Raw genomic sequence first — 21,632 nt, 5'->3', positions numbered from 1 at the left:
GGAAGTGGTCGACGACTTCGGCAGGCAACCGCCGCGCCGCCGCGTGCCCGGCCCCGCCCGGCCCGCCCGTCCCGGCGGCCGGCAGCACCCCGGGCCCGGCGCGCGACCGGCCCGCCGACCGGGTCCGCCCCGGCCCGGCACCCCACGTCCCCTCCGACTGGGCAGCCCGCGCCCCCGGCTGCGCCTGATCGGCCTCGCGCTGACCCTGGTGCTGATCGCCTTCGTCGTACGCCTGTTCCAGGTGCAGGCCGTCGACGCCAGCACGTACGCCGCCAAGGCGGAGCGCAACCGCTATGTCGGCCAGGTGCTGGCCGCCGAGCGGGGGGAGATCACCGACCGCAACGGCGTGGCCCTGGCCACCAGCGAGGACGCCTACGACATCACGGCCGACCCCACGATGTTCGCCCCCGACGAGCTGAAGATCGCCGACGGGCCGGAACAGGCCGCCGCCCTCCTCGCGCCCATCCTCGGCCAGGACCAGGACAAGCTGGTCGGGAAGCTGCGGCCGGAGAACAGGGCCCTGCGCTACGTCAAGCTGGCCGGCCGCCAGACCCCCCAGGTCTGGAAGCAGATCAAGGACCTGAAGTCCGCGCTCGCGAAGAAGGCGGAGACGGACAAGTCCACCGCCAACGTCCTCTCGGGCGTCTTCTCCGTGCCCACCAGCAAGCGGGTGTACCCGAACAACGAACTCGCCGCGGGGATACTGGGCTGGGTCAACGCCGAGGGCAAGGGCGGCGGCGGCATCGAGCTGCGGCTGGACCGGCAGCTCGCCGGCAAGGACGGCAAGATCCGCTACGCCCAGTCCGGCGGGCGGCTCGTCCCGACCGCCGGCTCCACCGAGACGCCGGCGGTGCCCGGGAGCGACGTCGAGCTCACCATCCACCGCGACATCCAGTGGGCCGCGCAGAACGCCATCAGCAGGCAGGTGGAGAAGTCGAGGGCGGACCGCGGCTACGTCATCGTCCAGGACACCCGCACCGGCGAGGTGCTGGCCATGGCCAACGCGCCCGGGTTCGATCCCAACGACCTCTCCGAGGCCGACCCCGCGGCGCTCGGCAACGCGGCCGTCCAGGACGCCTTCGAGCCCGGCTCCACCGCCAAGGTCATGTCGATGGCGGCCGTGCTGGAGGAGAAGGCCGCCGCACCGCGCACGCACGTCGTCGTGCCCAACCGGCTGCACCGCGGCGACCGGCTCTTCAAGGACGACATCGACCACCCGACGTGGTACCTGACGCTCAACGGCGTGCTCGCCAAGTCCAGCAACATCGGCACCATCCTGGCCACCGGCCAGCTCGGCAGGACCCAGGCGCAGGCCAACAAGGTCCTCTACGACTACCTGCGCAAGTTCGGTCTCGGCAGTCACACCGGACTCGGCTTCCCGGGCGAGACCAGGGGCATCCTCGCCCCGCCCGACAAGTGGTCGACCTCGCAGCAGTACACGATCCCTTTCGGCCAGGGCGTCTCCATCAACGCCATGCAGGCCGCCTCCGTCTACTCGACCATCGCCAACGGTGGCGTGCGCGTCGAACCCACCCTGGTGCGCGGCCTCAAGGGACCCGACGGGAGCTTCACACCCGCCGAGAAGCCCGACAGGACACGGGTCGTCAGTGCCGGGACGGCCAAGACGCTCGCCCGGATGCTGGAGTCGGTCGTGGACGACGAGGAGGGCACCGGCACCAAGGCGCGCATCCCGGGCTACCGGGTGGCGGGGAAGACCGGTACGGCCAACCGCGTGGATCCGGCCACCGGCAAGTACCACGGCTACACCTCGTCGTTCGCCGGATTCGCGCCCGCCGACCAGCCCCGCGTCACCGTCTACTGCGCCATCCAGAACGCCACCAAGGGCAACTACTTCGGCGGCCAGATCTGCGGCCCCGTCTACAAGCAGGTCATGGAGTTCGCCCTGAAGACCCTCCAGGTCCCGCCGACCGGAGCCGAACCCGCCCGCATCCCGGTCACCTTCAAGCCCTGACCGGCGCGTCGTCCTCGCCTCAGGCCCGCACACAACCACCCAGGAACCACCTCGTGACAACGATCACTCCCGGCCCCGGGAATCAGAGCAGCTCCGCCCCCTCACTTCGCTCCGGGACGGGTACGCCCGGTACGCTCACCGCCGTGCCACACGCTGATCAGTCCCAAACCACCCAGAAGGGCCAACCCGTGACCTATCCGGGACCGCCCCGGCCGGTGCAGGTCTCCGCCACACCCCTGGCGGAGCTCGCCGTCCATCTGGGTGCCCCCACGCCGGAGCAGACCGCCGAGGTCACGGGCATCACCCACGACTCGCGCGCCGTCCGCCCCGGTGACCTGTACGCCGCCCTCCCGGGGGCCCGCGCGCACGGTGCCGACTTCGTCGCCCAGGCCACCGGCCTCGGCGCGGTCGCCGTGCTGACGGACCCCACGGGCGCCGAGCGCGTCGCCGCGACGGGACTGCCCGCGCTGGTGGTCGACGACCCGCGCGCACACATGGGCGACCTGGCGGCCACGATCTACGGCCGGCCCGGCCGTGATCTGCTCCAGATCGGCATCACCGGCACCTCCGGCAAGACCACCACGGCCTATCTCGTCGAGGGCGGTCTCAAAACCGTCCGCAGCACCGGGCTGATCGGCACCGTCGAGATGCGGATCGGCGACGAGCGCATCAAGTCCGAACGCACCACCCCCGAGGCCACCGACCTCCAGGCCCTGTTCGCCGTCATGCGGGAACGCGGCGTCGACGCGGTCGCCATGGAGGTCTCCAGCCACGCCCTGGTCCTCGGCCGGGTCGACGGCTGCGTCTTCGACATCGCCGTCTTCACCAACCTCAGCCCGGAGCACATGGAGTTCCACTCCGGCATGGAGGACTACTTCCGGGCCAAGGCACAGCTGTTCACGCCGAAACGCAGCAAACTGGGCGTGGTCAACGCCGACGACGAGTACGGTCGCCGCCTCGCCAAGGAGGCGGGCGTCCCGGTCGTCACCTACTCCGCCGAGGGGCACCCCGACGCGGACTGGCGCGCCGAGGACGTGCGGGTCGGTCCGCTCGACTCCACGTTCACCGCGGTCGGCCCCCGGGGCGAGCGCATCACCGCGCGGTCGCCGCTGCCGGGTTCCTTCAACGTGGCCAACACCCTCGCCGCGATCGTCGCCCTGGCCGCCGCCGGGCTCGACCCGCAGGCCGCCGCCGACGGCGTCGCCGCCGTGCCCGGCGTGCCGGGCCGGCTGGAGCGGGTGGACGCCGGGCAGCCGTATCTCGCCGTGGTGGACTACGCCCACAAGACCGACGCCGTCGAATCGGTGCTGCGCGCCCTGCGCCGGGTCACCGAGGGCAAGGTGCACGTCGTGCTCGGCTGCGGCGGCGACCGGGACGAGACCAAGCGCGCCCCCATGGGCGCCGCCGCGGCACGGCTCGCCGACACCGCGGTACTGACCTCCGACAACCCCCGCTCCGAGGACCCGCTCGCGATCCTCGCCACCATGCTCCAGGGCGCGGCCTCCGTGCCCGCCCACGAGCGCGGTGAGGTCCAGGTCTTCGAGGACCGGGCCGCGGCGATCGCCGCCGCCGTCGCCCGGGCGCAGCCTGGCGACACCGTGCTGGTCGCGGGCAAGGGCCACGAGCAGGGGCAGGACATCGCCGGGGTGGTGCGTCCCTTCGACGACCGCCAGGTGCTTCGCGAAGCCATCAAGAAGAACCAGGGATGAACTTGTGATCGCCCTCTCCCTCGCCGAGATCGCAGAAGTCGTCGGCGGGCAGACGCACGACATACCGGATCCGTCCGTCCAGGTCACCGGACCGGTCGTCCGGGACTCCCGGGAGGCGGTTCCGGGCAGCCTCTTCGTCGCCTTCGTGGGCGAGCGCGTGGACGGCCACGACTTCGCGGCCCGGGTCGTCGAGGCGGGCGCGGTCGCCGTGCTCGCCTCCCGGCCCGTGGGGGTCCCCGCGATCGTCGTCGAGGACGTCCAGGCCGCCCTCGGCGCCCTCGCCCGGCACGTCGTGGAGCGCCTCGGCACCACCCTCGTCGCGCTGACCGGGTCCGCCGGCAAGACCAGCACCAAGGACCTGATCGCGCAGGTGTTGCGGCGCAAGGCGCCGACCGTCTTCACCCCGGGCTCGCTCAACAACGAGATCGGGCTGCCGCTGACCGCGCTCACCGCCACCGCGGAGACGAAGTTCCTCGTGCTGGAGATGGGCGCCCGCGGCATCGGGCACATCCGCTACCTCACCGGCCTGACGCCCCCGAGGATCGGCCTGGTCCTCAACGTCGGCTCCGCCCACATCGGCGAGTTCGGCGGGCGCGAGCAGATCGCTCAGGCGAAGGGCGAGTTGGTCGAGGCACTGCCGCCGGCCGAGGAGGGCGGCGCCGCGATCCTCAACGCGGACGACCCCCTGGTGCGGGCCATGGCCTCCCGTACGAAGGCGAAGGTGGTCCTTTTCGGAGAGTCCGACGAAGCGGACGTACGGGCCGAGAACGTGCGACTCACGGACAGCGGACAGCCTTCCTTCAGGCTTCACACACCCTCCGGTGCAAGCGATGTGACCATGCGCCTGTACGGTGAGCACCACGTGTCGAACGCGCTCGCCGCGGCCGCCGTCGCCCACGAGTTGGGCATGTCCGCAGACGAGATCGCCCTCGCGCTCTCCGAGGCGGGCTCCCTCTCCCGCTGGCGGATGGAGGTCACCGAGCGCCCGGACGGCGTGACCGTCGTCAACGACGCCTACAACGCGAACCCCGAATCCATGCGGGCCGCCCTGCGCGCCCTGGCAGCCATGGGCAAGGGGCGTCGTACGTGGGCGGTGCTCGGCAAGATGGCCGAGCTCGGGGACGAGGCGCTCGCCGAGCACGACGCGGTCGGACGGCTCGCCGTCCGGCTCAACGTCAGCAAGCTCGTCGCGGTCGGGGGCAGGGAAGCCGCCTGGCTGCAACTGGGCGCATATAACGAGGGTTCGTGGGGTGAGGAGTCGGTGCACGTGTCCGACGCACAGGCGGCGGTCGACCTGTTGCGCAGCGAATTGCGCCCGGGTGACGTCGTACTCGTGAAGGCGTCCCGTTCGGTCGGGCTCGAGAGCGTGGCGCAGGCGCTGCTCGAGACCGGTGCCGAGGGTGAGGTCGCCGCCCGATGATGAAGCAGATCCTGTTCGCAGGAGTCATTGGCCTCTTCCTGACGCTGATCGGCACCCCGCTGCTGATCAAACTGCTGGCCCGCAAGGGGTATGGCCAGTACATCCGCGACGACGGCCCGCGCGAGCACGCCAGCAAGCGCGGTACGCCCACCATGGGCGGCATCGCCTTCATCCTGGCGACGGTCGCCGCCTACTTCCTGTCCAAGGTGATCACCGGTTACGCCCCGACCTACTCGGGTCTGCTGGTGCTCGGCCTCATGGTCGGCATGGGCATGGTCGGCTTCCTGGACGACTACATCAAGATCGTCAAGCGGCGTTCGCTGGGTCTGCGGGCCAAGGCGAAGATGGCCGGCCAGCTGATCGTCGGCATCGCCTTCGCGGTGCTCTCGCTCCAGTTCGCCGACGCCCGCGGACAGACCCCGGCGTCCACGAAGCTGTCGTTCATCACCGACTTCGGCTGGACCATCGGCCCGGTGCTGTTCGTCGTGTGGGCGCTGTTCATGATCCTCGCCATGTCGAACGGCGTGAACCTGACCGACGGTCTGGACGGCCTCGCCACCGGCGCCTCCGTCCTCGTCTTCGGCGCCTACACCTTCATCGGCGTCTGGCAGTTCCAGGAGTCCTGCGCCAACGGCGAGACGCTGACCAACCCCAACGCCTGTTACGAGGTGCGCGACCCGCTCGACCTCGCCGTCGTGGCCTCCGCGCTGATGGGTGCCTGTCTGGGCTTCCTGTGGTGGAACACCTCGCCGGCCAAGATCTTCATGGGCGACACCGGTTCGCTGGCGCTCGGCGGTGTGCTCGCGGGTCTGGCGATCTGCTCCCGCACCGAGCTGCTGCTCGCCATCCTGGGCGGTCTGTTCGTCCTCATCACCATGTCGGTGGTCATCCAGGTCGGCTCCTTCCGGCTCACCGGCAAGCGGGTCTTCCGGATGGCGCCACTCCAGCACCACTTCGAACTCAAGGGCTGGTCCGAAGTCCTTGTGGTGGTCCGCTTCTGGATCATCCAGGGTATCTGTGTGATTGTCGGACTTGGCCTCTTCTACGCGGGATGGGCAGCGGAAAAGTGACCTCCTCGGTGCCTGACGCCTTCCAGGGCAAGCACATCACGGTCGCCGGGCTCGGCGTCTCCGGCGTCCCGGCGGCCAAGGTGCTGCACGGCCTCGGCGCGCGCGTCACGGTCGTCAACGACGGCGACGACGAGCGTGCCCGGGCCCAGGCGGCCGAGCTCGAGCAGCTCGGCGTCACCGTCCGCCTCGGCGACGGCGACACCCTGCCCGAGGGCACCGAGCTGATCGTCACCGCCCCCGGCTGGAAGCCGGACAAACTCCTCTTCACGGCCGCAGCCGAGGCCGGCGTCCCGGTCTGGGGCGACGTCGAACTCGCCTGGCGGCTCAGGGGACCGGACGCCGCCCCCTGGCTCGCGGTCACCGGGACCAACGGCAAGACCACCACCGTCCAGATGCTCGCCTCCATCCTGAAGGCGGCGGGCCTGCGCACGGCCGCCGTCGGCAACATCGGCGTCTCCCTGCTGGACGCGGTGCTCGGCGAGGAGCGGTACGACGTCCTGGCCGTGGAGCTGTCCAGCTACCAGCTCCACTGGGCGCCCTCCCTGCGCGCCCACTCCGCCGCCGTGCTGAACCTCGCCCCCGACCACCTCGACTGGCACGGCTCCATGGAGGCGTACGCCGCCGACAAGGGCCGCGTCTACGAGGGCAATCGGGTCGCCTGCGTCTACAACGTCGCCGACAAGGCCACCGAGGACCTCGTCCGCGAGGCCGACGTCGAGGAGGGCTGCCGCGCCGTCGGCTTCACCCTCGGCATCCCCGGCCCCTCCCAACTCGGCGTCGTGGACGACCTCCTGGTCGACCGCGCCTTCGTGGAGAACCGGCAGAAGAACGCCCAGGAGCTCGCCCGGGTGTCCGACGTCAGCCCGCCGGCCCCGCACAACATCGCCAACGCCCTGGCCGCGGCGGCCCTGGCCCGCGCCTTCGGCGTGCCCGCGACCGCCGTACGGGACGGCCTGCGGGCCTTCACCCCCGACGCCCACCGCATCGCGCACGTCGCCGACGTGGACGGGGTGGCGTACGTCGACGACTCCAAGGCCACCAACACCCACGCCGCCGAGGCCTCGTTGGCGGCGTACGAATCGATCGTCTGGATCGCCGGCGGGCTCGCCAAGGGCGCCACCTTCGACGAACTGGTCGCCAGGTCGGCCAAGCGGCTCCGTGGGGCCGTGCTGATCGGCGCGGACCGCGCGCTGATCCGTGAAGCGCTCGCGCGACACGCCCCGGAGGTACCGGTCGTCGACCTCGAGCGGACCGACACTGGGGCGATGCTCCAGGCCGTACAGGAGGCGCGACGGCTCGCCCGGCCCGGCGACACGGTGCTGCTGGCCCCGGCCTGCGCCTCGATGGACATGTTCGCCAACTACAACAGGCGCGGTGACGCCTTCGCGCAGGCGGTGCGTGAGCTCGGCGCCTGACCCGGCCGCCTGCGCCGGGCGATCTCGGGAGGGACGCGTGGGACCGTCTAGGGCCTGTCCGGTGCACAGCGGAGGCCGTGATGCCCAGTAGCCGTACCGGCCGACCGCCCGTGCGGCGGGCCCCCCGCGGGCCCGCGGCGGCCCGGCCCGCGCGCGAGAGCCCCGTCCTGAGCCTGTACGGCCGGGTGCGCAGGGCCTGGGACCGGCCGCTGACCGCCTACTACCTGATCCTCGGCGGCAGCCTGCTGATCACCGTGCTGGGCCTGGTGATGGTCTACTCGGCCTCGCAGATCACCGCGCTCCAGATGTCGCTGCCGGGCTCGTACTTCTTCCGCAAGCAGCTCCTGGCCGCCGTGATCGGTGCCGGACTGCTGCTGGCCGCCTCCCGGGTGCCGGTGAAGCTGCACCGCGCGCTGGCCTACCCGATCCTCGCGGGCGCCGTCTTCCTGATGGCCCTGGTGCAGGTCCCGGGGATAGGAGTCGCGGTCAACGGCAACCAGAACTGGATCTCCCTCGGCGGCTCCTTCCAGATCCAGCCCAGTGAGTTCGGCAAGCTCGCGCTGGTGCTGTGGGGAGCCGACCTGCTGGCCCGCAAGCAGGACAAGCGGCTGCTGACCCAGTGGAAGCACATGCTGGTGCCGCTGGTTCCGGCCGCCTTCCTGCTGCTCGGGCTGATCATGCTCGGCGGCGACATGGGCACGGCGATCATCCTCACGGCGATCCTGTTCGGTCTGCTGTGGCTGGCCGGGGCACCCACCCGGCTGTTCGTCGGCGTGCTCTCGGTCGCCGCGCTGCTCGGCCTGATCCTCATCCGGACCAGCCCCAACCGCATGGCCCGGCTCGCCTGCCTCGGCGCCACCGAGCCCCAGTCGGGCCCCGTGGACTGCTGGCAGGCCGTGCACGGGATCTACGCCCTCGCCTCCGGCGGGATCTTTGGCTCCGGCCTCGGTGCGAGTGTGGAGAAATGGGGGCAACTGCCCGAAGCCCACACCGACTTCATCTTCGCCGTCACCGGTGAGGAACTGGGCCTGGCGGGGACGCTGTCGGTGCTCGCCCTCTTCGCGGCTCTAGGCTATGCGGGTATCCGCGTGGCCGGACGCACGGAGGACCCCTTCGTGAGGTATGCCGCGGGAGGCGTGACCACCTGGATCACGGCGCAGGCCGTGATCAACATCGGTGCGGTGCTCGGTCTGCTGCCGATCGCCGGTGTCCCGCTCCCGCTGTTCTCCTACGGGGGTTCCGCCCTGCTGCCGACCATGTTCGCCATCGGGTTGCTGATCGCGTTCGCGCGTGAGGATCCCGCTGCGCGGGCGGCGCTTGCGATGCGGCAACCCCGCTTTGGTAGAAAGCGGGCCGGGGGTTCTCAGCGGCCCCGGAGATGGAACACGATGCGACGGCGCGCCTCGGTGGCGCGTCCGTCCGGAGAGCGGTGAATTTCGGTGCATGTCGTACTCGCCGGCGGAGGAACCGCGGGCCACATCGAGCCCGCGCTCGCCCTCGCGGACGCCCTGCGCAGGCAGGATCCGACCGTGGGCATCACGGCCCTGGGCACGGAGCGCGGCCTCGAGACGCGTCTGGTACCCGAGCGCGGGTACGAACTCGCGCTGATTCCCGCCGTACCGCTGCCACGCAAGCCCACCCCCGAGCTGATCACCGTTCCGGGCCGGCTGCGCGGCACCATCAAGGCGACCGAGCAGATCCTGGAGCGCACCAAGGCGGACGCCGTGGTCGGCTTCGGCGGCTATGTGGCCCTGCCCGGCTATCTGGCGGCCAAACGGCTCGGGGTGCCGATCGTCATCCACGAGGCCAACGCCCGTCCGGGCCTCGCGAACAAGATCGGCTCGCGCTACGCCTCGCAGGTCGCCGTCTCCACGCCCGACAGCAAGCTGCGCAACGCGCGCTACATCGGCATCCCGCTGCGCCGCTCCATCGCCACCCTCGACCGGGCCGCGATGCGCCCCCAGGCCCGCGCGGCGTTCGGGCTCGACCCCAACCTGCCGACGCTGCTCGTCTCCGGCGGCTCCCAGGGCGCCCGCCGGCTGAACGAGGTCGTCCAGCAGGTCGCGCCGTGGCTCCAGCAGGCCGGCATCCAGATCCTGCACGCGGTCGGCCCGAAGAACGAACTGCCGCAGGTGCAGCAGATGCCGGGGATGCCCCCGTACATCCCGGTAAGTTACCTGGACCGGATGGACCTCGCGTACGCCGCGGCCGACATGATGCTCTGCCGCGCGGGCGCGATGACCGTCGCCGAACTCTCCGCCGTCGGCTTGCCCGCCGCCTACGTCCCGCTGCCCATCGGCAACGGCGAGCAGCGGCTCAACGCCCAGCCGGTGGTCAAGGCAGGCGGCGGACTGCTGGTCGACGACGCGGAACTCACGCCGCAGTGGGTGCAGCAGCACGTGCTGCCCGTGCTCGCCGATCCGCACCGGCTGTACGACATGTCCCGCGCCGCCGCCGAGTTCGGCCGCCGGGACGCCGACGAGCTGCTCGTCGGCATGGTGTACGAGGCGATCGCCGCCCGTGCACACCGCTAGACGCGTATGACGGAGGGCAGGAAGCGTGGCCGGATCGACGACCGCCGAGCGCGGTGAACGCCGACGGGAGTCGTCCGGACCGCCCGTACGGCGGTTCCGCCGCCGGCACCTGCGTCTGGTCGTCGTCCTGGCCGTCGCCACGGTCTTCCTCGGCAGCGGCACGTACTGGCTGCTGTACGGCTCGGACCTGGTGCGGGTGGAGCGCGTGTCGGTCTCCGGCACCCGGATCCTGACGCCCGGGCAGGTCCGCGAGGCAGCCGACGTCCCGCTCGGGGAGCCGTTGGTCTCCGTGGACACCGATGCGATCGCGTCACGGCTCCGCCGGGAATTGCCCCGAATTGACACCGTTGATGTGGTGCGTTCCTGGCCGCACGGAATCGGCCTGAAAGTCACGGAACGCACTCCGGTTCTTCTGGTGAAAAAGGGCGGAAAGTTCATCGAGGTGGACGACGAAGGTGTCCGATTCGCCACGGTTTCCCGGGCTCCCAAAGATGTCCCGACCCTGAAATTGGCCGTCTCCAGGACCGGCTCGGCCGCGGCGAGCCTGCGCCGCTTCGGCGAGGACCGGCTGACCCGGGAGGCGGTGCGGGTCGCCCGTGCCGTGCCCTCCTCCGTCGCGCGCGCGACGCGCAGCGTCAAGGTCCGTTCCTACGACGACATCTCGCTGGAGTTGGACGACGGCCGCAAGGTGGAGTGGGGAAGCGGGGAGAAGGGCGCGGCGAAGGCCCGGGCGCTCACCGCCGTGATGAAAGCGGCGCCCCGTGCGCGGCACTTCGACGTAAGTGTTCCCACCGCGCCCGCGTCATCAGGGAGTTGACGCACATCAGCGCAGGCCAGCACCCTGGTTGGGCACCGCTACGGCTGATCACATAGGGTGAAAAGAAAAACGGGAGGTTCGGCGTGTTCGTTGAACGTGCGCCACTTGTCGACTTAGTGTCCTGTTCAGAAGACTCCAGGGAACAGACACACTGGTAACCCTAAAGTTCAACGTTAGGGTTCGGGTCGGCACTACGGACCGTCCCCATCGGCATCAGTCGTCGGATCGCGAGGCGCAGCTGCGTCCCGGTGATTCGGCGACACGTAACTCGAGGCGAGAGGCCTTCGACGTGGCAGCACCGCAGAACTACCTCGCAGTCATCAAAGTCATCGGTGTCGGCGGCGGTGGTGTCAATGCCATCAACCGGATGATCGAGGTCGGTCTCAAGGGCGTCGAGTTCATCGCCATCAACACCGACGCGCAAGCTCTGTTGATGAGCGACGCCGACGTCAAGCTCGACGTCGGCCGTGAACTCACCCGCGGACTCGGCGCCGGAGCCAACCCGGCCGTCGGCCGCAAGGCCGCCGAGGACCACCGCGAGGAGATCGAGGAGGTCCTCAAGGGGGCCGACATGGTCTTCGTGACGGCCGGTGAAGGCGGCGGCACCGGCACCGGCGGGGCACCCGTCGTGGCCAACATCGCACGCTCGCTCGGCGCCCTCACCATCGGTGTGGTCACGCGCCCGTTCACCTTCGAGGGACGGCGCCGCGCGAACCAGGCCGAGGACGGCATCGCCGAGCTCCGCGAAGAGGTCGACACCCTCATCGTCATCCCGAACGACCGGCTGCTGTCCATCTCGGACCGCCAGGTCTCCGTCCTCGACGCCTTCAAGTCGGCGGACCAGGTCCTGCTCTCCGGCGTTCAGGGCATCACCGACCTCATCACCACGCCCGGTCTGATCAACCTCGACTTCGCCGACGTCAAGTCGGTCATGTCCGAGGCGGGTTCGGCCCTCATGGGCATCGGCTCGGCCCGCGGCGACGACCGCGCGGTGGCCGCCGCCGAGATGGCGATCTCCTCCCCGCTGCTCGAGGCGTCCATCGACGGCGCGCGCGGTGTGCTGCTGTCCATCTCCGGCGGCTCCGACCTCGGCCTGTTCGAGATCAACGAGGCCGCCCAGCTGGTCAGCGAGGCGGCCCACCCCGAGGCCAACATCATCTTCGGCGCGGTGATCGACGACGCCCTCGGCGACGAGGTGCGGGTCACCGTGATCGCGGCCGGCTTCGACGGCGGTCAGCCGCCGGCCAAGCGGGACAACGTCCTCGGCTCCTCCTCGGTCAAGCGCGAGGAGCCCGCCCCCGCCCGGCAGCCGGAGGCCCGTCCGTCCTTCGGCTCGCTCGGCAGCGTCACGCCGAAGGAGGACCCGGAGCCGGTGGCCCCGGAGCCGGTGCACGACATCCCGGTCGCCCAGCCCCCGGTGCCGCCGTCGCGGACCTACTCGGACAGTGCAGCCGAGGAACTGGACGTACCGGACTTCCTGAAGTGATAGGACAGCGCGAGAGCGTGAGCGGCGCGCACTTCGCCTTCACCGACCGGTGGGGCGGGGTGAGCGCCGCTCCGTATGAGGAGCTCAATCTCGGGGGAGCGGTCGGCGACGACCCCGAGGCCGTGCGCACCAACCGTGAACTGGCCGCCAAGTCCCTCGGCCTGGATCCGTCCCGCGTGGTCTGGATGAACCAGGTGCACGGGGCCGGCGCGGTCGTCGTCGACGAGCCGTGGGGCGAGCGCCCGGTCCCCGAGACCGACGCGATCGTCACCGCGCGGCGGGGGCTCGCCCTCGCCGTGCTCACCGCCGACTGCGTGCCGGTGCTGCTCGCCGATCCGGTCGCCGGTGTCGTCGCCGCGGCCCATGCCGGCCGGCCCGGACTGGTGGCGGGGGTGGTCCCCGCCGCCGTACGGGCCATGACCGAACTCGGTGCCGACCTGGCCCGGATCGTCGCCCGTACCGGACCCGCCGTCTGCGGCCGGTGCTACGAAGTGCCGGAGCCGATGCGGGCCGAGGTGGCCGCGGTCGAGCCGGCGGCGTACGCCGAGACCGGCTGGGGCACACCGGCGGTCGACGTGAGCGCCGGGGTGCACGCGCAGCTCGAACGGCTCGGGGTGCGCGACCGGGAGCACGCACCGGTGTGCACGCTGGAATCGGGCGACCACTTCTCGTACCGTCGCGACCGTGCCACCGGCCGGCTCGCGGGCTATGTCTGGCTGGACTGATGGGGAATGACGGAGCGTAAGGACGAACTCGCCACGAACCTGGCGAGAGTGGAGGAACGGATCGCCGTCGCGTGCGAGGCCGCCGGACGTACGCGCGACGAGGTCACCCTCATCGTGGTCACCAAGACCTTCCCCGCGAGCGACGTGCGGATCCTGGCGGAACTCGGTGTGCGTCATGTGGCCGAGAACCGCGACCAGGACGCCGCTCCCAAGGCCGCTCAGTGCTCGGACCTGCCCCTGACGTGGCACTTCGTCGGTCAGCTCCAGACCAACAAGGTCCGCTCCGTGGTCGGGTACGCGGGCATCGTGCAGTCGGTCGACCGGGCGCGGCTGGTCACGGTGCTCTCCCGGGAGGCCGTGCGGGCGGGGCGCGAGCTGGGCTGCCTGATCCAGGTCGCGCTGGACGCCGGCGAGAGCGCCCGTGGGGAGCGCGGAGGCGTCGCGCCCGGTGGTGTCGCGGAGTTGGCCGACCTCGTCGCGGGGTCCGAGGGGCTGCGGCTGGACGGGCTGATGACGGTCGCGCCGCTCACCGGCGAGTACGCGGGACGTCAACGGGCGGCCTTCGAGCGGTTGGTGGATTTGTCGACCGACCTGCGCCGGAGTCATCCTGCTGCAAACATGGTCTCCGCAGGAATGAGCGCGGACCTCGAACAGGCCGTGGCGGCCGGAGCGACACATGTGCGCGTCGGCAGCGCGGTACTCGGAGTCCGCGCCGGGCTCGGGTAACGTCGCCAGGAAGTCGGACCACAGCAGAAAATATGGTCATTGCCGCCGAACAGCGGACATAAGGACCTCGTGGATCGCGGGCACTTGGCGGTCGTCAGCCGATCCACCACAGAGCGGAGGACTCAGAGCATGGCCGGCGCGATGCGCAAGATGGCGGTCTACCTCGGCCTCGTGGAGGACGATGGGTACGACGGCCGCGGATTCGACCCAGACGACGACTTCGAGCCCGAACTCGACCCGGAGCCGGAACGGGACCACAGGCGGCACGAGCTGTCGCACCAGTCACACGGCTCACATCAGTCCCAAAGGGACGAAGAGGTGCGAGTCGTACAGCCGCCCGCGCCGCGCGAGCCGGTCGCCCGGGCTGCTTCGCTCCCCGCGGAATCGGCACGCCCGGCGCGTATCGCGCCCGTGGCATCCATCACACAAGAACGCGCAAGCCTGGAGAAGAACGCACCGGTGATCATGCCCAAGGTCGTGTCGGAACGAGAGCCTTACCGGATCACCACGCTTCACCCGCGGACCTACAACGAGGCCCGTACCATCGGGGAACACTTCCGTGAGGGTACGCCGGTGATCATGAATCTGACTGAGATGGACGACACAGACGCGAAGCGACTTGTCGACTTTGCGGCCGGTTTGGTGTTTGGTCTTCACGGCAGCATCGAGCGGGTGACGCAGAAGGTGTTCCTGTTGTCGCCTGCTAACGTCGATGTCACGGCGGAGGACAAGGCCCGCATCGCAGAGGGCGGGTTCTTCAACCAGAGCTGAGACGCAGGACCGGACAGAAGCAGGGCACAGGGGAGAGGGAACGACAGACCATGAGCGTGTTCGCGCAGGTGATCTACATCGCGCTGATGGTGTTCCTCATCGTGCTCATCTTCCGTCTGGTCATGGACTACGTCTTTCAGTTCGCCCGCTCGTGGCAACCCGGCAAGGCGATGGTGGTCGTCCTGGAGGCCACCTACACTGTCACCGATCCACCGCTGAAGCTTCTGCGGCGGTTCATCCCGCCGCTGCGTCTCGGGGGCGTGGCGCTCGACCTGTCCTTCTTCGTACTGATGATCATCGTCTACATCCTGATCTCGATCGTGGGCAATCTCGCGAGGTGACTGTGGACGATACGGTCTTGCCGACTGCCGATGACTACGTTGAGGTGAAGAGATGCCGTTGACCCCCGAGGACGTGCGGAACAAGCAGTTCACGACCGTCCGCCTCCGAGAAGGCTATGACGAGGACGAGGTCGATGCCTTCCTCGACGAGGTCGAAGCCGAACTGACGCGCCTGCTCCGCGAGAACGAGGACCTGCGCGCCAAGCTGGCCGCGGCCACGCGCGCCGCTGCCCAGAACCAGCAGAACATGCGCAAGCCCCCGGAGCAGCAGGACCAGCAGGGCCCGCCGCAGGGCATGCCGCCGCAGGGCATGCCGCAGCAGGGCATGCGAGGTCCCGGCGCTCCGGTGCCCGCCGGGATATCGGGCCCGCCGCAGCAGCAGATGGGTGGCCCCATGGGTGGCCCGCCCCAGCTGCCGAGCGGTGCTCCTCAGCTGCCCGCCGGCCCCGGCGGTCAGGGCGGCCCGCAGGGTCCCGGCCCGATGGGTCCCGGCCCGATGGGTCAGGGTCCCGGGCCGATGGGCCAGGGTGGCCCGATGCAGGGGCAGATGGGCCCTGGTGGCCCGATGGGCGGCCCCATGGGCGGTCCCGGCATGCCCGGCCAGGCCCCTGGTGGCGACAGCGCCGCGCGCGTTCTGTCGCTGGCCCAGCAGACCGCCGACCAGGCGATCGCGGAGGCCCGTTCCGAGGCCAACAAGATCGTGGGCGAGGCGCGTTCGCGTGCCGAGGGCCTGGAGCGGGACGCCCGCGCCAAGGCCGACGCCCTGGAGCGGGACGCGCAGGAGAAGCACCGCGTCGCGATGGGCTCGCTGGAGTCCGCCCGCGCCACGCTGGAGCGCAAGGTCGAGGACCTGCGCGGCTTCGAGCGCGAGTACCGCACGCGTCTGAAGTCGTACCTGGAGTCGCAGCTCCGTCAGCTGGAGACCCAGGCCGACGACTCGCTCGCCCCGCCGCGCCAGCCCGCGAGTGCTCCGTCGCTCCCGCCGTCCCCGGCGCCCTCGATGGCTCCGGCCGGTGCCGGTGCGCCGTCCTACGGCGGCAACCAGACGATGGGCGGCGGCCCCGGCCAGTCCGGGCCGTCCTACGGCGGCCAGCAGCAGATGTCGCCGGCGATGACCCAGCCCATGGCGCCGGTGCGTCCGCAGGGTCCGTCGCCGATGGGGCAGGCTCCCTCGCCGATGCGTGGGTTCCTCATCGACGAGGACGACAACTGACGGCCGTGTGGCCATGAGTACGGCGTAGCCGTCGGCAGCGTTCAGGGCGGGGCCCGGGTTCACGAACCCGGGCCCCGCCCTTTTGCCGCGCGGCTGTTCGAGGTGGGGTGATGTGTCCTTGGGACACAACGCCGAAGGCCCGGGTCCACCAAGATTTTTCCGGTGGCCCCGGGCCTGTGACAGGCGTCTCCGCGCCCCTGCGGGGGTTACGCCTTGCGCAGCCGGAACGTCAGCGAGAGGCCCTCGTCCGTGAACGCGGAGCCGTACGTGTCGTCCGCCTCACCCTGAGCGAAGTCGGTCGCCAGGACCTCCTCGGCGATGAGGCCGGCGTGGTCGGCCAGAGCGGCGACCGTCGCCTCGTCCGTCGCCGTCCAACGCAGGGCGATCCGGTCGGCGACGTCCAGCCCGCTGTTCTTGCGGGCCTCCTGGATCAACCGGATCGCGTCGCGAGCGAGGCCCGCGCGGCGCAGCTCCTCGGTGATCTCCAGGTCAAGGGCGACCGTGGCACCGGCGTCGGAGGCCACCGACCAGCCTTCGCGCGGTGTTTCCGTGATGATCACCTCGTCCGGGGCGAGGGTGATCGTCTCGCCGTCCACCTCCACCGAGGCCGTGCCCTCGCGCAGGGCCAGGGACAGGGCGGCGGCGTCCGCGTTCGCGATGGCCTTCGCCACATCCTGGACGCGCTTGCCGAACCGCTTGCCCAGCGCGCGGAAGTTGGCCTTCGCGGTGGTGTCCACCAGGGAGCCGCCCACCTCGGAGAGGGAGGCCAGCGACTCCACGTTCAGCTCCTCGGTGATCTGCGTGTGCAGCTCGAGGTCCAGGGCGTCGAAGCCGGAGGCCGCGATCAGCGCCCGCCTGAGCGGCTGGCGGGTCTTCACGCCCGACTCCGCGCGGGTGGCCCGGCCGAGCTCCACGAGCCGGCGCACCAGCACCATCTGCTTCGACAGCTCCGGGTCGACGGCGTCCAGGTCCGCCTCCGGCCAGGACGCCAGGTGCACCGATTCCGGGGCGCCCGGGGTGACCGGGACGACCAGGTCCTGCCACACCCGCTCGGTGATGAACGGGGTGAGCGGGGCCATCAGCCTGGTGACCGTCTCGACGACCTCGTGCAGGGTGCGCAGCGCGGCCTTGTCGCCCTGCCAGAAGCGGCGCCGGGAACGGCGGACGTACCAGTTGGACAGGTCGTCGACGAACGCGGACAGCAGCTTGCCGGCGCGCTGGGTGTCGTAGCCCTCGAGCGCACGGGTCACCTGGTCGGTGAGCGCGTGCAGTTCGGACAGCAGCCAGCGGTCCAGCAGCGGGCGGTCGGCAGGGGCCGGGTCGGCCTCGGACGGGGCCCACTGGGACGTACGGGCGTACAGGGCCTGGAAGGCGACCGTGTTCCAGTAGGTGAGGAGCGTCTTGCGGACGACCTCCTGGATCGTGCCGTGACCCACGCGGCGTGCCGCCCACGGGGAACCGCCGGCCGCCATGAACCAGCGGACCGCGTCCGCGCCGTGCTGGTCCATCAGCGGGATCGGCTGGAGGATGTTCCCCAGGTGCTTGGACATCTTGCGGCCGTCCTCGGCGAGGATGTGGCCGAGGCACACGACGTTCTCGTACGAGGACTTGTCGAAGACCAGGGTGCCGACCGCCATGAGGGTGTAGAACCACCCACGGGTCTGGTCGATGGCCTCGGAGATGAACTGCGCCGGGTAACGGGACTCGAACAGTTCCTTGTTCTTGTACGGGTAGCCCCACTGCGCGAACGGCATCGAGCCCGAGTCGTACCAGGCGTCGATGACCTCCGGCACGCGCGTGGCCGTCTTCCGGCAGCTGGGGCAGGCGAAGGTCACGTCGTCGATGTACGGGCGGTGCGGATCCAGGTCCGACTGGTCGGTGCCGGTCAGCTCGGTGAGCTCCGCGCGGGAGCCGACGACGGTGAGGTGGTCGTCCTCGCAGCGCCAGATGGGCAGCGGGGTGCCCCAGTAGCGGTTGCGGGACAGCGCCCAGTCGATGTTGTTGTTCAGCCAGTCGCCGAAGCGGCCGTGCTTGACCGTGTCCGGGAACCAGTTGGTGTTCTCGTTCTCCTGGAGGAGACGGTCCTTGATCGCCGTGGTGCGGATGTACCAGGACGGCTGCGCGTAGTAGAGCAGCGCGGTGTGGCAGCGCCAGCAGTGGGGGTAGCTGTGCTCGTACGGGATGTGCGTGAAGAGCAGGCCGCGCTCGTCGAGGTCCGCGGTGAGCTTCTCGTCGGCCTTCTTGAAGAAGACGCCGCCCACGAGGGGGACGTCCTCCTCGAAGGTGCCGTCGGGGCGGACCGGGTTCACCACCGGCAGGCCGTAGGAGCGGCAGACCTTGAGGTCGTCCTCGCCGAAGGCGGGGGACTGGTGGACCAGACCCGTGCCGTCCTCGGTGGTGACGTACTCGGCGTTGACCACGAAGTGGGCCTCGGCGTCGAACGGGACCAGCTCGAAGGGGCGCCGGTAGGTCCAGCGCTCCATCTCGGCGCCCGTGAAGCTCCGGCCGGTGGTCTCCCAGCCCTCGCCGAGCGCCTTGGCGACCAGCGGCTCGGCGACGACCAGCTTCTCCTCGCCGTTCGTCGCGACCACGTAGGTCACCTCGGGGTGCGCGGCGACGGCGGTGTTGGAGACCAGGGTCCACGGGGTGGTCGTCCACACCAGGAGCGCCGCCTCGCCGGCCAGCGGGCCGGAGGTGAGCGGGAAGCGGACGTAGACGGAGGGGTCGACGACCGTCTCGTAACCCTGGGCCAGCTCGTGGTCGGACAGGCCGGTGCCGCAGCGGGGACACCACGGGGCGACGCGGTGGTCCTGGACCAGCAGGCCCTTGTTGAAGATCTCCTTCAGCGACCACCAGACCGACTCGATGTACTCGGGCTCCATGGTCACGTAGGCGTCGTCGAGGTCGACCCAGTAGCCCATCCGGGTCGTCAGCTCGGCGAACGCGTCGGTGTGGCGGAGCACGGACTCCCGGCACCGGGCGTTGAACTCGGCGATGCCGTACGCCTCGATGTCCTTCTTGCCGGAGAAGCCCAGCTCCTTCTCCACGGCCAGCTCCACGGGCAGGCCGTGGCAGTCCCAGCCGGCCTTGCGGGCCACGTGGTAGCCGCGCATGGTGCGGAAGCGGGGGAAGACGTCCTTGAAGACGCGCGCCTCGATGTGGTGGGCGCCCGGCATGCCGTTGGCGGTGGGCGGGCCCTCGTAGAACACCCACTCGGGGCGGCCCTCGGACTGCTCCAGGCTCTTGGCGAAGATCTTCTGCTCGCGCCAGAAGTCGAGCACGGCGTGCTCGAGGGCGGGCAGGTCGACCTGGGCGGGCACCTGGCGGTACGTCGGCGTTGTCATCAGCGCGCTTCCTCCGGCGGACTTGCTGCCTTCCGTCCGGAGGGACGAGAGCCTGTGCTGTACGCCGTGTGCGGCGCGCTCCCGCGGTACCACCCTCCTTGGCCCCCCGCGCGGTGTGCGGCGGTGAGCCCCCTCATTGGGGTCGCGATGCCGGTTCTACTCGCCCGCCTGTCGGCTGCGGCTTTCTTCCGGCGGCTCCGGGGTGATCTTCACGCCGCGCTCGCCCCCGGGCTTCCACCGTCCCCGGGTCGCTCTGGGCTGCGTACGCCGCTACTCGTCCCCATCCACGCTTTTCGCTCCGCCCAGTGTACGGCGCGGTGGGGACCGGGGCCGACCGGTTTACCGGCGGGGAGGCAGGGGGTGGGCGTTGTGTTCCGTATCGCCTTTCATGCCCCGAATGGCCAGGTGTGGGCGCTCGTATCCCGGGAGGTCCGGCCGGGCGGCATACCCGGCGGGTTGCTGGGCACAACGCATGCAGGTTCGCCGCGCGGCGTCCGCGGGGTGGGCGAATCGGGCGGTGTGCCCCGTTGCCGCGGGACTCGAGTCGATTTATCGTCCCAGCACGATTCGCGAGCAAGATCACCACATGTGAAGGGGCCGTGGCCATGGTGGCGAAGAAGACCGCCGTACAGCACTCGGCATCCGGCAGGCCCGGGTCCGCCCGGGCCGGAGGTGGGCACACGGCGGCGCAGACGGTACGGGGGGTTGCTTCCGGATCGGAGACGAAGCGGGCCGACGCTTCGGGGACGGCGGGGACGGCCGGGACGGTTGGTCGGGGTGCCGGGGGGAAGGCGGCGGTGGAGGAGGCCGCTTCCGGCGGGAAGGCCGCGGGGAAGAAGACGTCGGGCGTGAAGAGGGCGGCGGCCGGTGCGGGGGGCCGAAAGACGTCGTCCAAGGCGGCAGCCGGGAAGCCGGCCGCAAAGGACGCGCCGACCGGGACGCCCGACGCCGGAAAGCCCGACACCGAGAAGTCCGTCGGCGAGAAGCTCGGCACCGGGAAGCCGGTCGCCAAGAAGGTGGCGGCCGAGAAGTCGGTGGCGAAGGAGACGGCGGCGATGGAGACGGCGGCCGAGAAGGTGGCCGCGAAGGAGACGGCGGACGAGAAGGTGGCCGCGAAGAAGACAGCGGTCAAGAAGGCGGCAGGTCAGGCGACGGCGGCCCGGAAAGCGGTCGACGCCGGGCAGACCGCCGACGAGCCGGTCACGGGGAAGGCCGCCGGCCGGAAGCGCGCCGGCCCCGAGGCGGCCGCCGCCGAGGTCGTCGACCAGGCCGTCGACAAGGCCGTCGACAAGGCCGGGCGCAAGCCGGGCGCCGGGAAGCAGGCGGCCCCCGGGAAGACGATCGGCGGGAAGAAGGTCACCCGGGGGAGGACCGGTGCTTCGGGCGCCGGCCGGGCCGGTGAGGAAGCCCGCCGGGGTGGCGGTGCGGCGCATGGGCGCGGTCGGGGGACACAGGAGATGGCCGGGCAGGGCACGGCCACTGACGCGGGTGCGGTGGAGGCCGCGACGCAGACGGGAGCGACGACGGTGGGTGCTAAGAAGACTCCTGGCACGGCCACGGCGGCGAAGTCCGCCGTTCCCAAGGCACGGATCGCCGCGGCGGAGCCCGGCGATCTCGCGGTGCGCCCGGGGGAGGAACCGTGGACACCTGAAGAGGTCGAGGAGGCACGGGCCGAGCTGATGTCCGAGGCGGTGCGGCTGCGCGAGGAGATCACCTCGTCCGAGCAGTCGCTGGCCGGCCTGATGCGGGACTCCGGTGACGGCGCCGGCGACGACCAGGCCGACACCGGCACCAAGAACATCACCCGCGAGCACGAGCTGGCGCTCGCCGCCAACGCGCGCGAGATGCTCACGCAGTTCGAGCACGCCCTCCAGCGCCTGGACGCCGGTACCTACGGCCTGTGCGAGAACTGCGGCAACCCCATCGGGAAGGCCCGCATGCAGGCCTTCCCGAGGGCCACGCTCTGTGTCGAGTGCAAGCAGAAGCAGGAGCGCCGGTACTGACCGGCCTCCGTATGCCTCCTGAGCACGTGGGCGGCACGGGGCGTGCCGTACCCTCGTCCTCAGTCAGGTACCTAGGCTGAGGGACT

The 21,632-nt window shown here is 70.8% G+C and carries 16 protein-coding genes; 15 read left to right on the top strand and 1 reads right to left on the bottom strand.

Translation table 11 applies throughout. From position 1 onward, the window contains the following. Nucleotides 1-4: 4 nt before the first annotated feature. The 14 genes from ACFYOV_RS00795 to ACFYOV_RS00730 all read left to right on the top strand — a co-directional run bounded on the left by ACFYOV_RS00795 (nt 5) and on the right by ACFYOV_RS00730 (nt 16,199). Nucleotides 5-1,972 (top strand): peptidoglycan D,D-transpeptidase FtsI family protein, encoded by a 1,968-nt coding sequence (locus ACFYOV_RS00795; RefSeq protein WP_389082404.1) that lies wholly within the window; start codon nt 5-7, stop codon nt 1,970-1,972. Between the two features lie 188 nt (nt 1,973-2,160). Continuing rightward, a complete protein-coding gene (locus ACFYOV_RS00790; protein WP_389081058.1) occupies nt 2,161-3,681 on the top strand; it encodes a UDP-N-acetylmuramoyl-L-alanyl-D-glutamate--2,6-diaminopimelate ligase in 1,521 nt (506 codons plus the stop codon). A 4-nt stretch (nt 3,682-3,685) separates the two neighbouring features. Next, the gene (gene murF, locus ACFYOV_RS00785) at nt 3,686-5,101 is read left to right on the top strand and encodes a UDP-N-acetylmuramoyl-tripeptide--D-alanyl-D-alanine ligase (protein WP_389081056.1); all 1,416 of its coding nucleotides are present in this window, start codon (nt 3,686-3,688) and stop codon (nt 5,099-5,101) included. Continuing rightward, nucleotides 5,101-6,171, top strand: coding sequence for a phospho-N-acetylmuramoyl-pentapeptide-transferase (mraY, locus tag ACFYOV_RS00780; RefSeq protein WP_389082401.1), 1,071 nt, complete (start codon nt 5,101-5,103; stop codon nt 6,169-6,171). The genes murF and mraY overlap by 1 nt, the downstream gene beginning before the upstream one ends. Further along, nucleotides 6,153-7,586, top strand: a complete 1,434-nt coding sequence (gene murD, locus ACFYOV_RS00775; protein WP_389081053.1) for a UDP-N-acetylmuramoyl-L-alanine--D-glutamate ligase — start codon at nt 6,153-6,155, stop codon at nt 7,584-7,586. Before mraY ends, murD begins: the two co-directional genes overlap by 19 nt. A gap of 80 nt (nt 7,587-7,666) precedes the next feature. Further along, nucleotides 7,667-9,019 (top strand): putative lipid II flippase FtsW, encoded by a 1,353-nt coding sequence (gene ftsW, locus ACFYOV_RS00770; protein WP_389081050.1) that lies wholly within the window; start codon nt 7,667-7,669, stop codon nt 9,017-9,019. A 6-nt stretch (nt 9,020-9,025) separates the two neighbouring features. Further along, nucleotides 9,026-10,120 carry an undecaprenyldiphospho-muramoylpentapeptide beta-N-acetylglucosaminyltransferase gene (gene murG, locus ACFYOV_RS00765; protein ID WP_389081048.1) on the top strand — a complete coding sequence of 365 codons (1,095 nt, stop codon included), beginning with the start codon at nt 9,026-9,028 and terminating at the stop codon, nt 10,118-10,120. 25 nt (nt 10,121-10,145) lie between these two features. Continuing rightward, nucleotides 10,146-10,937: a cell division protein FtsQ/DivIB gene (locus ACFYOV_RS00760; protein WP_389081045.1), complete on the top strand. Its 792-nt coding sequence runs from the start codon at nt 10,146-10,148 to the stop codon at nt 10,935-10,937. A 289-nt stretch (nt 10,938-11,226) separates the two neighbouring features. Next, nucleotides 11,227-12,423 carry a cell division protein FtsZ gene (ftsZ, locus tag ACFYOV_RS00755; protein WP_389081043.1) on the top strand — a complete coding sequence of 399 codons (1,197 nt, stop codon included), beginning with the start codon at nt 11,227-11,229 and terminating at the stop codon, nt 12,421-12,423. Beyond that, entirely contained in the window at nt 12,420-13,148 is a 729-nt protein-coding gene (gene pgeF, locus ACFYOV_RS00750) for a peptidoglycan editing factor PgeF (RefSeq protein WP_389081040.1), read from the top strand. Before ftsZ ends, pgeF begins: the two co-directional genes overlap by 4 nt. Nucleotides 13,149-13,154: 6 nt before the next feature. Beyond that, entirely contained in the window at nt 13,155-13,874 is a 720-nt protein-coding gene (locus tag ACFYOV_RS00745; RefSeq protein ID WP_389081038.1) for a YggS family pyridoxal phosphate-dependent enzyme, read from the top strand. Between the two features lie 129 nt (nt 13,875-14,003). After that, nucleotides 14,004-14,645, top strand: a complete 642-nt coding sequence (locus ACFYOV_RS00740) for a cell division protein SepF (protein WP_389081036.1) — start codon at nt 14,004-14,006, stop codon at nt 14,643-14,645. Between the two features lie 50 nt (nt 14,646-14,695). Beyond that, complete coding sequence (locus ACFYOV_RS00735) at nt 14,696-14,986, top strand: YggT family protein (protein ID WP_004932337.1); 291 nt, start codon at nt 14,696-14,698, stop codon at nt 14,984-14,986. A 52-nt stretch (nt 14,987-15,038) separates the two neighbouring features. Continuing rightward, nucleotides 15,039-16,199 (top strand): DivIVA domain-containing protein, encoded by a 1,161-nt coding sequence (locus ACFYOV_RS00730; RefSeq protein ID WP_389081033.1) that lies wholly within the window; start codon nt 15,039-15,041, stop codon nt 16,197-16,199. A gap of 206 nt (nt 16,200-16,405) precedes the next feature. On the opposite strand, the gene ileS is transcribed toward ACFYOV_RS00730, so the two are convergent. Further along, a complete protein-coding gene (gene ileS, locus ACFYOV_RS00725) occupies nt 16,406-19,543 on the bottom strand; it encodes an isoleucine--tRNA ligase (RefSeq protein ID WP_389081030.1) in 3,138 nt (1,045 codons plus the stop codon). A 797-nt stretch (nt 19,544-20,340) separates the two neighbouring features. On the opposite strand from ileS, the gene ACFYOV_RS00720 reads away from it, so the two are divergent. Then, on the top strand, nt 20,341-21,546 hold the full coding sequence (locus ACFYOV_RS00720) for a TraR/DksA C4-type zinc finger protein (protein ID WP_389081028.1): 1,206 nt from the start codon (nt 20,341-20,343) through the stop codon (nt 21,544-21,546). Nucleotides 21,547-21,632 lie beyond the last annotated feature (86 nt).

The organism is Streptomyces sp. NPDC005931 (genome assembly GCF_042871235.1).
GTDB lineage: Bacteria > Actinomycetota > Actinomycetes > Streptomycetales > Streptomycetaceae > Streptomyces.
This window is presented reverse-complemented; position numbering and strand designations above follow the sequence as displayed.